A 13580-nucleotide genomic window follows, 5' to 3' on the forward strand; every position below is an offset into this window, starting at 1 on the left:
TGCGTGCGCTCGTCACCAAGCGCCTGGTACTGTTCGCGTTCGCTGTCTCGCCGGTGGTCTCGAAAATAGGTTGTTATTCTTATACTTACGAGGTAAGTTCAATATTATTTTATTATCTACTCAGCCAATGATTCGAGTCACGGTCGGCGTCTCGTCGCGTGAACGTTAGGTCGTGACGCCCGCTGGCAGACCGCCGTCGATTTCAGAGCCGAGTACCACTTCATTTATACCACGCGGAAGGCACTTATACCGTATCTTCGACCGACGCATGACGTTCTCTACTCCCTCCCATCTCACTCGGACTCGACAGGCGCTCGTCGTACTCGTCGTCGCGGCGCTGTTCGTCCCCCTCGCCGGCCCGGTCGCGGCCGTCGAAAACGAGACCAGCACGACGTTCGTGGAATCGGACATCGCCGCGGACACGACGTGGACGCCGGAGGATGGCCCCTACCGAATCATCCAGAGCGTCCACATCGACCCCGGGACGACGCTGACGATACGACCCGGGACCGACGTTCAACTCGCCGAGGGAATCACGCTCTCCGTCGACGGCTCACTCGTCGTCGACGGCACGGCGGCCCGACCGGTGACGGTTTCGCGGTCCGCGGGTGCCGCGGCCGACCGCCGGTGGGCGAGCATCCGCTACAACGGGACGAGTGAGTCCCGACTCGTCGTGCGCAACACGACCCTGCAGGGCGGGACGAGCGGCGTCACCGTGTCCCGCGCAGACGGGTCGATTACGATTACCGACTCGACGTTCCGAGACTTCTCGAAGGCCGGGCTGTCTGTCGACGACGCCGCGGAGACGCCGCGGATCACCATCGAGCGGTCGGCGTTCCGACGCATCGACGGGCACGCGATTCGGGCGACGCCCCTGTCGGGCGCGACCGGCGAGACCTCGATTACGGCGTCACCCGCGGAGCGCGAAGAGCGGTCGGTCCACACGCTGTCGCTCGATGCCGGCGTCGGTGTGACCTTCGACGCGGTGGAACTCCGGTACGCCGATGCCGGCTCCGTCGACGACGTCGACGCGGAGAGCATCGAACGCATCGGTCTCGATAGCAACCGAAACGGAACGATAGAGCGGTCGTTCGACTCGTTCGTCACGGACGTCTCGGCGCGGGACGGTCGCGTGCGAATCTCGCTGTCGAGGCCGGTCAGCATTCCGAGCGACGGCCGACTCCTCGTGGAGTACGAGGACGTCGTCAACCCGGAGACACGCGGGTTCTATCCCGTTGCGGTCGACCTCCGCAAGGGGACAGTCTCACAGCTCTCGGACGGCGTTCGGGGCTCGCTCACCGTCGGAAACGTCACGTCGCCGGTCGACGAGCGCGCCGCGTCTACGACGCGCGTGCGACAGCTCACCGTTCGCGAGTCGTCGTTCCGCGATATCAACGGGAACGGGGTCTTCGTCGCCGCCGACGGTATCGGCCGGCTCTGGCTGTTGAACAACGAGATTTCGGCGACCGCGGGCAGCGGAATCGCGGTTCGTGCGGCCCGGAGCGACACGACGCTGCTGCACAACGAAATCACCGCCGGTGACGCCGGCATCCAACTCGACGCTCGCGACGAAACGACGGCGACCGTGGTCGGAAACGAGGTTCGCGGCGCTCAGACCGGCATCCGTATCCGCCAGTCTGGGACCCAACTCCCGCAACCCGGCGCGGTCACCATCCGTGACAACACGCTGGCGGACAACGTCGGCCACGGCGTCGACCTCACCGCTCGCAGTCTCGAACTGAATCTGCAACTCACCGACAACGCGATTCGCGGTAACGGCGGGGACGCCGTCCACGTCGATAACTGGCTGACGCGGGGGAGCGACGTTCGCGGGAACCGCCTCGTCGAGAACGGCGGCGACGGCTTCGCCCTCGATGGGACCGTCGTATCGGGTCTCACACTGGCGGATAACGCTGTCCGGGACAACGGAGGAGCGGGACTGGAGCTCCGGACGGGAGCGGCGGCACGCGGGGTCGCCGTCCGGAATAACACCGTCCGCGATAACGGGGGCCACGCCGTTTCGGTCCGCTCGGACCTGATTATTCACCGGACGAACGTCAGCGAGAACCGACTGGCGAACAACGCCGGCGCGGGGCTGCTCGTCGCCAGCCCGATAACGCACCGCGGCGAGCTTTCGGTCGCCAACAACACTATCGCCGCCAACTCCTACGGCGTCGTCGTCCGCGGGGTCGTCGAGACCGACGTTCGAGACAACGACATCGTGTTCAACACGAACGCCTTTGCGGACCCGGTTCCCGTTTCGGGAGTGACGCCGGGAACGGGGGTGTACGTCGCGGAGGGGGCGTCCGGTGCGATCATCAACCAAGCAGAGTCGACGGTTCCGCTGGAAGAACTCGTCGCCAATCCCGAGTTGACACAGCGGCTCACGGTCGCTCGGCTCTGGGACGACACGGTCGTCGTCCTACGGACGGACGGCGAGAGTGAGACGCGGAGCGCGGAAGCCAGCGCCCTGACGATTCGTCGCGTGAGCGGCGCGCTTCCGACCGGCATCGGGGTCCAAACGGCCGGCGAGGGAACCAGGACCCACCACGTCGTCAACAACAGTATCTACGGCCAAGACCGGGGTCTGACGGTCGACATCGAGCGGCTGGTCAGCGCGAACGCGACCGCCCGAATCGTGGTGGACCCGATTCGGACCGTCGACGCCGAGTCCAACTACTGGGGCGCTGCCAGCGGTCCGTATCACTCGTCGATTCTTCCGTCCGGAGAGGGGAACCCCGTCGTCACCGAGCGCGGCTGGGTCGATTTCACGCCGTTCCGAACCGCAGCACCCGACGAGTTGTACACTCGGCCGACTGCCCGAATCGACGCCCCGGCGACAGCGACAGCCGCGGACGAACTCCGACTGTCCGGGGCCGGCTCGACGAGCGACACCTCCCCAGTCGGTCGCTATCACTTCTTCGTGAACGGGACCGAGCGAGCGGTGCAGTCGACCCCCGAACTCAGCGTCACGATGAGCGAACAGCCTCTCGACGTCGGGTTAGCCGTCGAGAGTCGGCTCGGTATCGACAGCGACACCGTCAGGGCGACGGTTGGTGTCGCGCCGCCCGAAGCGACTCCATCGGTGACGACAGCGACCTCGCCGAACACGGCGGGGGCGACGACCACGTCTCACTCGCCGACGAACGATTCGACCGACGACGGGTTCCTCGGCGGACTGGCCTCGGTGTGGGGGCTTCTCGGAAGCGGGCTCTACGTGGGTGCGCTGGGTCTCGGCGGCTACGGGATGGCGCTGACCCTTCAGCGTCGGTCGCCCCCGGTGAGCGGCCTTCGAATACAGCTGTTGGCGGGCGCGGCCGTCCTCGTCTGGCTCATCGGCGGCCTCGTCGGCACCGCTTCGCTGATCGGCGTCGGCCTCGCCGCGGGTGTCGCGTGGGCCGGCCTCACCGGCGTCGCGTACGTCTTGGCGATGCGAGGATGAACGCCCAACGCGCCCCACGACGACCGCCGCGGGGAGAGTCCCGCCACGCGACGGCGTATCGTGACGTTCGGCCCCGCGGCCGAGGGCGTGTCGCGCCGTGGTTCTGTCGTGTGTTCCACCTCTATCAGTGTAAAACCGTAGCGGTAATGGGCCGATATTAGTGTTCAAATTGAACAATTCTGACACTCGGGTCCTCGTTGGGTTGTTAGAACTAATTCTGTTTGAAATTCATATCTGCTATTTTGTGGAGGTATAGTCCTCAAAGTCGGATATAGTATATGAATAATAAATAACTCAAATAATTCAGATTATAGTCTCTACGTGAAGATGTGCGTTTATAGAACGATAGCAGGATTAGTCTGTCTCTGTTAACTATCCTCTGAGAGGGCGAACTCACCGGTCGAGCGCGGTGAATACGCTCCACGCTATCGCCCATCGTGACCCACGCGGCAAAAGGAATATAACCGTAATTCTCTTCGGTACAAGCATGCGAACCTGCGAGCTCACAGCTGTTAGTGAATTCACACTTGTCGAGCGAGACCTCCCGACAATCGCCCCCGACGAAGTTCTGGTTCGAATCGACCGCGTCGGCATCTGCGGGTCCGACTTACACTACTACCAACACGGGGAAAACGGGGGCAACGTCGTCGAGTTCCCCCACGTCCTCGGTCACGAGGCCGCCGGTACCGTCGTCGAGGTTGGCGACGGGGTCTCCCGCGTCGGTCCCGACGACCGCGTGGCAATCGAACCCGGTCTCCCGTGCGGAGAGTGCGGGTACTGCGCCGGCGACGACACCTACCACCTCTGTGAGGATATGGAGTACATGTCTTCGCCGCCGGTCGAGGGCGCGCTGACCGAGTACGTCGCGTGGCCCGCCGAATACCTGTACGCGCTTCCGGACTCGGTGTCGCTCCGCGAAGGGGCGCTCGCGGAACCGCTGAGCGTCGCGATGCACGCCTGTCAGCGCGGCGGCGTCTCCGACGGGGACACGGTGTTGGTCACCGGCGGCGGCCCCATCGGTCAGCTCGTCTCGGAAGTCGCGATGGCCCGCGGGGCCGAGACGGTCGTCCTGACCGACGTCGTCCCCGAAAAGCTCGCACTGGCCGAGTCCCGCGGCGTCGACTACGCGGTCGACGTGACGGAGTCCGACCCCGTCGAGACGATTCGCGAACACGTCGACGAACGCGGCGTCGACGTGGTCCTCGAGAGTTCCGGCTTCGGCGGCGCCATCGAGACGACGACCGAGGCCGTCAAACGCGGCGGCACCGTCGTCTTCGTCGGTATCCCCCTCGAACCCGAGTTCCCCACCGACATCGTCGAGACCATCGGGCAAGAGTACGACCTGAAGGGCTCGTTCAGATTCAGTAACACGTACCCGAAGGCCATCGAGGGAATCGAGACGGGTCGGTTCGACGTCGACAGTATCGTGACCTTCGAGTCGTCGTTCGAGGACACGCAGGCCGCGTTTGACCGCGCGGCCGAGCCCGAAGAAGTAAAAGGCGTAATCCGCGTCAGCGACGAGCTATAACGCGTTGTCGTTGTAGCCGCCGTCGACGGTGATGACCGCGCCCGTCGTGAACGACGCCGCGTCGCTGGCGAGGTAGACGGCCGCGCCCGCGATTTCGTCCGGCGTCGCGACGCGTTCCATCGGCGTTCCCTCGTCTATCTTCTTTCGCAGTTCGGTTCCCTCGTTGAAGCCGTCGCCCGCGAGCGGGGTATTGACGAACCCCGGCTCGATTGCGTTGACGCGCACGTCGGGCGCGAGGTCGGCCGCCGCGGCGCGCGTGAGCCCGTTCACGCCGCTCTTCGCGGCGCAGTAGGCCGGGCGCTCCTCGCGGGCCTGCCGTGCTGACATCGAGGAGATGTTCACGATGCTCCCGGACTCCATCTCGCGGCCGAAGACGCGGCACGCCCGAAAGACGCCCGACAGGTTCACGTCGATGTCTTGACTCCACTGGTCGTCGCTCATCTCCGAGACGGACGCTCTCGCGACCGACCCCGCCGAGTTCACGAGGATGTCGACGTCTCCGATGGCGTCGCTGGCGACCTCGTAGAGGTTCTCTATCGACTCGTCGTCTCGGACGTCACACGTCACCTCGGCGGTCTTCGCGCCGCGGTCGCGGAGCTCCTCGGCGGTCTCCTCGACGGCGTCCGCGCTGCGACTCGTCGCCACAACGTCGGCACCGTCGTCGGCGAAGGCGAGCGCGATGGCCCGACCGATGCCGCTCGTGCCGCCGATGACGACCGCAGCGCTATCCGATACGGTAACCGTGGGTGATTTCTCCACCATATCCGATTCCACCGACTACGACATGCTAACTCTTGCGGTCGACAGACGAACTCGCGAAGCGAATCGCTCCCGGACCGTCATCTACGCGCCGGCGGTAGCCGTTGTAAAAAGAGATTGGAGCGCCGCTCAGGCGAGCCCTATCGCGCGCGGCAGCCAGAGGACGAGCTCCGGGAAGACGATAATCGACAGGAGGGTCAACAGAAGCGGCAGGTAGAACGGGACCATGTGCCGAGTAATCCGTTCGAGCGAGACGCCGGTGACGGCGTTGAGCACGAACAGGATGACGCCGAACGGCGGCGTGAGCAGGCCGATCATCAGCGTGACGATCATCACGACGCCGAAGTGAATCGGGCTGATAGCGGTCTGCTCGACGATGGGGAGGAACACCGGCGTGAGGATGGTTATCGCCGCAATCGTCTCCAACATCAGCCCGACGATGAACAGAACGCCCGCGATGAGCAACATGAGCACGAGCGGGTCCGTCGAGACGCCCGTGATGGCCTGTGCGAGAATCTCCGGGAGCTGTGCGCGACGGATGAGAAAGCCGTACAGGGACGCCGCCGCGACGATGAACGTGAGCGTCGCGGTGTGGGTCATCCCCTCGTCGAACGACGCGACGAGTTCCTCCCGAGAGAGGCCGTCGTAGAAGACGGTCCCGATGATGAGCGTGTAGAACAGCGCGACTGCGCCCGCCTCGGTCGCGGTGAACCAGCCGCCCAGAATCCCGCCGATGATGAGCGCCGGGGTGCCGAGCGCGGGCAGCGCCCGGTAACAGGTCCGGCCGAGTTCGCCGAGCGACCACCAGTCGCCCTTCTCGTAGCCGTTCCGATGGGCGTAGAAACTACACAGCGCCATCAGTCCGACGCCCATCACCAGCCCCGGGACGAGTCCGGCGATGAACAGCGTGCCAATGGAGACCTGCGCGAGAATCCCGTAGATGATGAGCGGGACGCTCGGCGGGATAATCGGGCCGATGATGGACGACGACCCGGTGACGGCGACGCTGAATCCCTGGTCGTATCCTTCCTCGCGCATCGCGCGGTACTCGATAGCGCCGAGGCCCGCGGCGTCCGCTGCGGCGGTCCCCGTCATTCCGGAGAAGATGATACTGGCGACGATGTTGACGTGAGCGAGCCCGCCGCGAATCGGGCCGACGATGGCCTTCGCGAAGTCGAAGATGACGTCCGTCAGGCCGAGCTTGTTCATCAACAGCCCCGTCTGGAGGAACAGCGGAATCGCCAACAGCACGAACGAGTTGGTCCCGGAGACCATCGTCTGGGCGACCAGAAGCGGCTCGAACGGAATCGACGTGGTCCACATGAGGATGAGACTCGTCAGCCCCAGCGCGTACACGACGGGGACTTCGAACAGGTACAGGACGAGCAGGACGCCGATGAACAGTCCGAGCAGAACGACATCGGCCATTATCGGGTCCCTCCCTGAAGCGGACGCGTCTCGGCGCGGAGGCGGTGCTCACTCTGCATTTTCGTCTTCTCCTTTGATGTCCTCGATAATCGTTTCTGGCGCGACGGCGACGAGCCACAGGTCGCGAAGCGCGTAGATCGCGATACAGACACCGCCGACGACGGCGGGAACGTACAGCCACGCTTCGGTGAACGGCGGGTGCGACGGGAGCGCTCCCATCCCGAATCCCCGGTTCTGTAGGTACAACGGGTACGCTCCGGAGACCATGACGCCGACGAACGCGAGGATGAGGAGCGTCCGAAGACCGGTTAGCACCCGGATGACGCCGTCGGAGAGCCGCGAGACGAGGAGGTCGAGCGAGATGTGCTGTCGCTTTCGACTGGCGACCGCCGCGCCGAAGAACGTGATGTACACGAGCAGCATCTGCGAGAGATTGACCGTCCACGGGAGACTCGACCCGAGTATCGAACCCAGGACCCAGCGGGTCAGAATCTGTAACCCGACGACGAGTATCATCAGCACGTAGAGTGCTAACGCGATGGATGTGACCAACCCGTCGAAAAGCCGGCCGAGTTTCGTTGCGAGATTTACTTCTTCCATGGGTGCTCTACGAGTAAGCGTCCGCTCAAATGTTTCGCACTTCTTCGAGCGACGGTTCCCAGTTCTCCTCGAACTGCGTTTGGAGCGGCTCTTTCGCCGCCTCTAACCACGCGTCTCGGTCGGGTTCGACCACGTTCATTCCCTGTTCTTTCAGCGCTTCGATGGCCTGTGACTCCGATTCAGCGATGCTGCTGCTGAGCTCTTGGATGCTGGACGTCAACGAGTCGACCATCGTCGTCTGGTCCTCGTCGGAGATGTTCGACAGCGCCTGGGTGCCGAGCGTGAACCACCCCGTCGACGCGAGGTGCTTGGTCAGCGTGTAGTAGTCCTGCACCTCGTACAGCGAGGACGACCGGACGGTCTCGGCGGGGTTCTCTTGAGCGTCGACGACGCCCTGCTGCAGCGCGCTGTAGAGTTCGTCGAAGGCGACGGTGGTCGGACTCGCGCCGATGCCGCTCCAGATGTTCACCCACGGGGTGAGGTCGGGCACCCGCAGGTTGGTTCCCTGAATGTCCTCGGGCGTCTCGAAGGCCTTGTTCCCGGTCGTGTGTCGGTAGCCGCGGTACACCGGTTCGTTCACGAGCATCTGTTTACCCTGCTCGCGGAGGCGCTGTCGGCCGTCGTCGAAGAACTCCGTCTGGAAGGCGCGCCGCTGCTGTTCCCAGCCCTCGAAGACGAACGGCGACTCGACCCAGAAGTTCTTGGGGTCGTAGTCGATGACCCAGCGCGTCCCGATGATGGTCCCGTCGATGGAGCCGATTTGCGTCTGTTCCATGACCTCCTTTTCGCCACCGAAGGACTCCTCGATGGTGATCGCCACTCGCCCCTCGGTCTCCGCTTCGACGGAAGAGGCCCACTCCTTGGCCATCTCGTTGATGACGTGCCCGCTGGGGAAGACGCTCCCGATGATGAGCGATTGGCTCTGACCGCCGCCACCGCTCTCCGTCGTATCGGTGTCTGAGTCGTCCGAACCGGTCGTGCCGTCGGTTCCGGAGCCGGAACCGCCGCCCATGCAGCCAGCCATCGATGCGATTGCCCCGGTGCCAGTGAGTAGCCCGAGCTGTTCCATGAAGCTCCGTCGGCTTTGTCTACGCATACCATTCACAACGATTCTACACTGGCACTTATATCTATCGCAATAATTCATTTTAATAATATATCATAGGGTAGATGTCATCTGCTCCGGGTAGTTCGACTCGTCACTCGCCGCAGTCGCCGGCAGTCACCGATCGAGTCGAGGCGAGGCCGACCGGTCGGGCTACAGCGTTACTGTCCGCGTTCGATGAGGCCCTTCATGTAGCCGATTGCGAACAGCCGGCCCATGTCGGTGTACCCCGCGTGGGCTTCCGCTCGGTCCTCCTCGCCGAGCATCTTGGGGACGTGGTCGGGGCGAATCGCCCCGTCGAAGCCGATGTCTTGGTACGCTTCCATCGCCGCCGCCATGTCGGTGGGCCCGTCGTCGTGCCACGTCTCCACGAACGACTCGGGCGTCCCTTCGACGTCGCGGAAGTGGACGAAGTGAATCCGCTCTCCGAGACGTCGAATCGCCGACGGGACGTCTTCGCCCATCGCGGCGAAGTTCCCCTGGCAGAACGTGACGCCGTGGTTGGGGCTCTCGTGGAGTTCCAAGACGCGCTCGTACCGTTCGAGCGATGTGACGAGGCGGGGAACTCCCCGAAGCTCCTCGACCGGCGGGTCGTCCGGGTGGAGCGCCATCTTGACGCCCGCCTCCTCGGCGACCGGCACGACCTCGTCCAGGAAGTACTGGAGGTTGTCCCACAGTTCCTCCTCGGTGATACCCGCCGCAGGGTGGTCCTCGGCGCGCTCTATCCACTCGTGGTCGTACCCGGTGACGAGCGAGTCACCGCGGTCCGGAATCGAATCGGAGGTTCTGAGGACGCCGACGGGGTTTTCGGTCCACACCCAGCAGTACACGTCGATGCCGAGGCGTCCCATGTTCCGAAGCAGCCGTTTCACCGTCTCGATCTCCTCGTCTCGACCCTCCTGACCGAGGACCGTTCGCTCCATGGGCGGGCGGTCCTCGACGACGTCCAGTGAGAATCCGTGGTCTGCGAACCGGTTTCGGGTTTCGAGTAACGTCTCGTACTCCCACCAGTCGTCGACGCCCCAGAACCGTACGACGGCGCTTTCGACGCCGAGTTGCTTGGCGAGGGTCCACCGTCTGTCCGGGGAGGGAGGCAGCATCACTGCTGGATTCATACACTCACATCCCAGACTCACTCCAAGTAAAAGCGTTTCGCACAGATGTCGGCGTCGTCGTCCGGCGAACCACCGAATCAGCCTCTAGAGCCACTCTATAGCCAGTTTCGAATCCATAACGTATCTTCGTGAAGTTGTAATCCACTCATAGTGGAACGGTTTCGTTCGACTCGATGAAACGACCGGGGGATGGCGCTCAGTCGTACGCGTACTTGACCTCGATGACGTTCTTCCGGTCTCTGAGTGCCGGGAACAGTTCGTCTACGATTCGGTCGTCGTTGAACCGCTCTTTCGGTCCGGAAAGCGACACCGCGCCGATGACCGACCCGTCGCTGACCAGCGGAACCGCGATGGACCGAATCCCGTCTCTCCGCTCTTCGTCTTCGAGCGCGTACCCTCGCTCCCGTATCGTCTCGAGTTCTTCGAGGAGCGCGTCCCGGTCGCTGATCGTGTGGTCGGTCTTCGTCGGGAGCCCGTACTCGTCGACGATTTCGGTCACCCGCTCGCCGGGGAGTTCCGCGAGAATCGCCTTTCCGAGCGCGGTCCAATGCATGTGGGTGAACTCACCGATCGGCGCGTTGTCGTACACCGCCTTGTCGCCCTCAGCCTGGTAGACGATGACCCGCTGTCCGTTCTCCTCGACGCCGAGATTCGCCACCTCACCGGTCGACTCCGCGAGGTCCTTGATTTCGGACCGCGACGCGCCGTACACGTCCAAGCGCCCCCGGGTGATGCTTCCGTCGCGGAGGAACCGAAGGCCGAGTCGGTACCCGTGTTCGTCCTTGACGACGTACCCCGCCGCCTCGAGCGTTTTCAGATGCACGTGCGCGGTACTGGTCGGCACCCCGAGCGCGTCCGCGACGTCGTTAATCCGCACCGTTCCCTGCTCTCGCAGAACGCCGATTACCCGGTACGAGCGCATGACCGCCTTCACGCGCTTGCCGCCGCCTTCGCTTTCGTTAGGTGCCATGGTTCGCCTTTCGGAGCGGGACAGATAAATTCTACTGATGGTGGAAGCGTCCCACGAAGTCGGGAGCGACCGCGACCGACGCCGTCGCACGCGGGTTTGCCCTCGCTGCCGTCGTACCGATACCGTGGGGTGGCTCTCTGGCGATTGACGAATGTTCATAATTAATCCAAATCGGTGAGTGATTCGATACGTGAGGTTCGATTCCCGTTCAATTAGTCACGTGTGCCCACGCGCCACACCGAGAACAGAGGCGCTCGTCCGCGTCACTTGACTCTACTATTAGTAGAATCGCGATCCGTCGCGAACAACCAGGCTCTGTCGCCGATTCCCGTTTCGGACGGGTTCACCAGCACGAAACGAGCCGACGGGGCGCGCGAACTCCGCCGCTCGCGTCCCGGCTACATGCGGTCCCTGTGATGTTGCTTCGGATGGGGACCTGCCGTGCATAACAGGCCTACCCGTGTAACTCTTGGTGGGCTCGGGTACCTCCTCGAGCAATTCGGTTTTATCGGATTGTAATTACAGAGCTATGTCTGTCACAGACGGGTCGTTTCGGACCGCAACTCGTGGTCACGGAGCCCGAAGTCGTCGGTACGAGTCCGGGAGACCCTGCGCGTTCTCTCCGGACAGGCCGACGACGACGTAGTCGGCATCCCGACCGACGTAGGCGAGGAGCCTGCGAACGTGCTCGGCGTCGATGGCCTCGACCGAGTCGAGAACGAAGAACGGGACCTCGTCGGACACCTCGTGGACGAGGTAGCCGGCGACGGCGAACACGAGACCGATAAGCTCGCGCTCGGAGGCCGGGAGGTGGTCGATAACGTCCTCGTAGACGGTACCATCGTCCGTCCGGCGCTCGATGTGCGGGACGAACCGCCCCGCGGGAGCCGCGTCCGCGTCATCGAGAGAGTCTCCGTCGTTCCGTCGCTCGATCCAGAGACGGGCGAGGCGGTCGTATTCGAGGGCGTCGAGAACGTCCGCCATTCGGTCGTTGAACGCCGAGACGGCCGCGCGTTCGAGTCGTTCGATACGACCGCGAAGCTCGCCGATTCGGTCGTCAATTCCGTCCTGCCGCGCTTCGAGGTCCGCCCGTCGGTCGAGTTGGGCTTCGAGGGAATCGAGGTCATCGACGACGGCGGCGCGCTCCTCGCGTCGCCGTTCCAACTCGAACTCGACCCGGGTGACCTCCCGGTGGGCAGCGAGGACCGCGGCGCGGTCGTCCGCCTCCGCGGCCCCGGCGTCACGTCTCAGGTCGGCGATATCCGATTCGAGGTCGTCGCGTCGGGCTTCGAGGTCCTCGACTCGCGCCCGGCGCTCGGTGCGCTCGCGGCGTAACTCCTCGCGTCGTGTTTCGAGGTCGCGTCGCCGTCGTCGCTGGTCTTCGAGTTCCGACCGGCGTTCTTGCAGTCGTTCGAGACGCTCGGTGAGTTCGGCGCGCTCCTCGCGACGGTCGTCGCGGAGCGTCCGGAGTTGGTCGAGCGTCGATTCGATGCTCGCTTCGGGGACGGAGGTCCCGCACGTCCAGCAGACGACCCGGCCGTCGCCGTCGGGCCCGCCGTCTTCGCCCGCGCTCGTGGCGACGGGCGATGTCCCCGACGTGAGGAACTGCTCGTTGAACCGTAGCGTTCGCTGAACGTCGGTGATATCCGCGTCTAACCGTCGTTTTCGCACGCGCGACTCGGAGAGTTCGTCGGTCAGACCGTCGAGTTCGCCGGCGGGGTCGGCGGGACACGACGCGAGTTCCGATTCGACCTCGCCGAGTTCGGCGTCGAGCGCGTCAAGTGACTCCCGCTGGGCCTCGAGTTCGAACTGGGCGTTGTCGAGCGTCGCGTTCAACTCCCGTAATCGGTCCGCTCGCGCCTCCGCGTCCGGCGTATCGGTGTCGGTTTCCCTCCGCGCGTCAGCGTCGGCGTCGACCGCCGACGGCTCGATGCGAGCGAGCGCTTCTCGTCGGTCTGCCAACTCGGCTTCCAAGCGCTCGACAGCCGCGTTCAGTTCGTCGCGGCGCTCGCGGAGTCGCGGGCGCTCGGATTCGAGCGCGGACAGCTCCGCGATTCGGTCGTCTAACTCGGCGCGCTCGGCGCGGAGGTCGGCGATTTCCTCGCTGACGGCGTCGGTGTCGACCGAGTGCGTGACGAACTCCCGCAGGTCGCGGTCGCCGGTCACCGCCTGCCGGGTCTCGTTGGAACCGAGCAGGAACGCGAACAGGTCTGCGGTCGTCGAGTCTTCGAGATACGGGTCGCCGGACGCGACGACGCGGTCTCCCTCCCTCACGAACGCCCGCGTGCACACCTCGCTCCCGACGGCGAGTTCGACCCGACCGCCGTCAGCACTCTCCTCGAACGGAGGTTCATCGCTTCCCAGCGCGGCCGCGAGACCCCACATGAGCGGTGTTCGGTCGGCCGCGTTCCGTCCCGCGACGACGGAGACGCCGGGCTCGAACTCGACGGTCGCGTCGTCGAGACCGGCGAATCGCGTGACGGTCAGGCGGGCCGGTCCGTTCGTCGTGGCCATACGATGTTCGACACGGGGGTCCGTGAAAACAGTTGGTGACGCTTCCAAAACTCGTTCCATTACTATCATTGGAACGTGTCTCTTGTCCCGGGTGCCACAAACACGTTCCAAAGCTATCG

At 64.3% G+C, this 13580-nt stretch carries 9 protein-coding genes; 2 read left to right on the forward strand and 7 right to left on the reverse strand.

The window, feature by feature from the left end:
• Nucleotides 1-268: 268 nt before the first annotated feature.
• On the forward strand, nucleotides 269-3442 hold the full coding sequence (locus C5B91_RS16830) for a right-handed parallel beta-helix repeat-containing protein (protein ID WP_115820033.1): 3174 nt from the start codon (nucleotides 269-271) through the stop codon (nucleotides 3440-3442).
• Between the two features lie 487 nt (nucleotides 3443-3929).
• Nucleotides 3930-4970: an NAD(P)-dependent alcohol dehydrogenase gene (locus C5B91_RS16835; protein ID WP_115820032.1), complete on the forward strand. Its 1041-nt coding sequence runs from the start codon at nucleotides 3930-3932 to the stop codon at nucleotides 4968-4970.
• On the opposite strand, the gene C5B91_RS16840 is transcribed toward C5B91_RS16835, so the two are convergent.
• From C5B91_RS16840 to C5B91_RS16870, 7 genes are all read right to left on the reverse strand, one after another.
• Complete coding sequence (locus tag C5B91_RS16840; protein ID WP_115820031.1) at nucleotides 4965-5732, reverse strand: SDR family NAD(P)-dependent oxidoreductase; 768 nt, start codon at nucleotides 5730-5732, stop codon at nucleotides 4965-4967. The two genes, C5B91_RS16835 and C5B91_RS16840, sit on opposite strands and share 6 nt — an antisense overlap.
• 126 nt (nucleotides 5733-5858) lie before the next feature.
• Nucleotides 5859-7157 carry a TRAP transporter large permease gene (locus tag C5B91_RS16845; protein ID WP_008096801.1) on the reverse strand — a complete coding sequence of 433 codons (1299 nt, stop codon included), beginning with the start codon at nucleotides 7155-7157 and terminating at the stop codon, nucleotides 5859-5861.
• 48 nt (nucleotides 7158-7205) lie between these two features.
• On the reverse strand, nucleotides 7206-7757 hold the full coding sequence (locus tag C5B91_RS16850; protein ID WP_008096800.1) for a TRAP transporter small permease: 552 nt from the start codon (nucleotides 7755-7757) through the stop codon (nucleotides 7206-7208).
• 25 nt (nucleotides 7758-7782) lie between these two features.
• The gene (locus C5B91_RS16855; protein WP_233514283.1) at nucleotides 7783-8853 is read right to left on the reverse strand and encodes a TRAP transporter substrate-binding protein; all 1071 of its coding nucleotides are present in this window, start codon (nucleotides 8851-8853) and stop codon (nucleotides 7783-7785) included.
• A gap of 170 nt (nucleotides 8854-9023) precedes the next feature.
• Nucleotides 9024-9977: a mannonate dehydratase gene (locus C5B91_RS16860; RefSeq protein WP_233514282.1), complete on the reverse strand. Its 954-nt coding sequence runs from the start codon at nucleotides 9975-9977 to the stop codon at nucleotides 9024-9026.
• Between the two features lie 196 nt (nucleotides 9978-10173).
• The gene (locus tag C5B91_RS16865) at nucleotides 10174-10947 is read right to left on the reverse strand and encodes an IclR family transcriptional regulator (protein WP_008096797.1); all 774 of its coding nucleotides are present in this window, start codon (nucleotides 10945-10947) and stop codon (nucleotides 10174-10176) included.
• Nucleotides 10948-11517: 570 nt separating this feature from the next.
• Entirely contained in the window at nucleotides 11518-13461 is a 1944-nt protein-coding gene (locus tag C5B91_RS16870) for an archaea-specific SMC-related protein (protein WP_115820030.1), read from the reverse strand.
• Between the last annotated feature and the right edge of the window lie 119 nt (nucleotides 13462-13580).

Source organism: Haloferax sp. Atlit-10N (assembly GCF_003586325.1).
In the GTDB taxonomy this organism is placed as follows: Archaea; Halobacteriota; Halobacteria; order Halobacteriales; family Haloferacaceae; genus Haloferax; species Haloferax prahovense.

Excerpts from the sequence above, each read along its gene's own strand:
- C5B91_RS16830 (WP_115820033.1), top strand. The coding sequence starts at position 269 with ATGACGTTCTCTACTCCCTCCCATCTCACTCGGACTCGACAGGCGCTC.
- C5B91_RS16835 (WP_115820032.1), top strand. The coding sequence starts at position 3,930 with ATGCGAACCTGCGAGCTCACAGCTGTTAGTGAATTCACACTTGTCGAG.
- C5B91_RS16840 (WP_115820031.1), bottom strand. The coding sequence starts at position 5,732 with ATGGTGGAGAAATCACCCACGGTTACCGTATCGGATAGCGCTGCGGTC.
- C5B91_RS16845 (WP_008096801.1), bottom strand. The coding sequence starts at position 7,157 with ATGGCCGATGTCGTTCTGCTCGGACTGTTCATCGGCGTCCTGCTCGTC.
- C5B91_RS16850 (WP_008096800.1), bottom strand. The coding sequence starts at position 7,757 with ATGGAAGAAGTAAATCTCGCAACGAAACTCGGCCGGCTTTTCGACGGG.
- C5B91_RS16855 (WP_233514283.1), bottom strand. The coding sequence starts at position 8,853 with ATGCGTAGACAAAGCCGACGGAGCTTCATGGAACAGCTCGGGCTACTC.
- C5B91_RS16860 (WP_233514282.1), bottom strand. The coding sequence starts at position 9,977 with ATGAATCCAGCAGTGATGCTGCCTCCCTCCCCGGACAGACGGTGGACC.
- C5B91_RS16865 (WP_008096797.1), bottom strand. The coding sequence starts at position 10,947 with ATGGCACCTAACGAAAGCGAAGGCGGCGGCAAGCGCGTGAAGGCGGTC.
- C5B91_RS16870 (WP_115820030.1), bottom strand. The coding sequence starts at position 13,461 with ATGGCCACGACGAACGGACCGGCCCGCCTGACCGTCACGCGATTCGCC.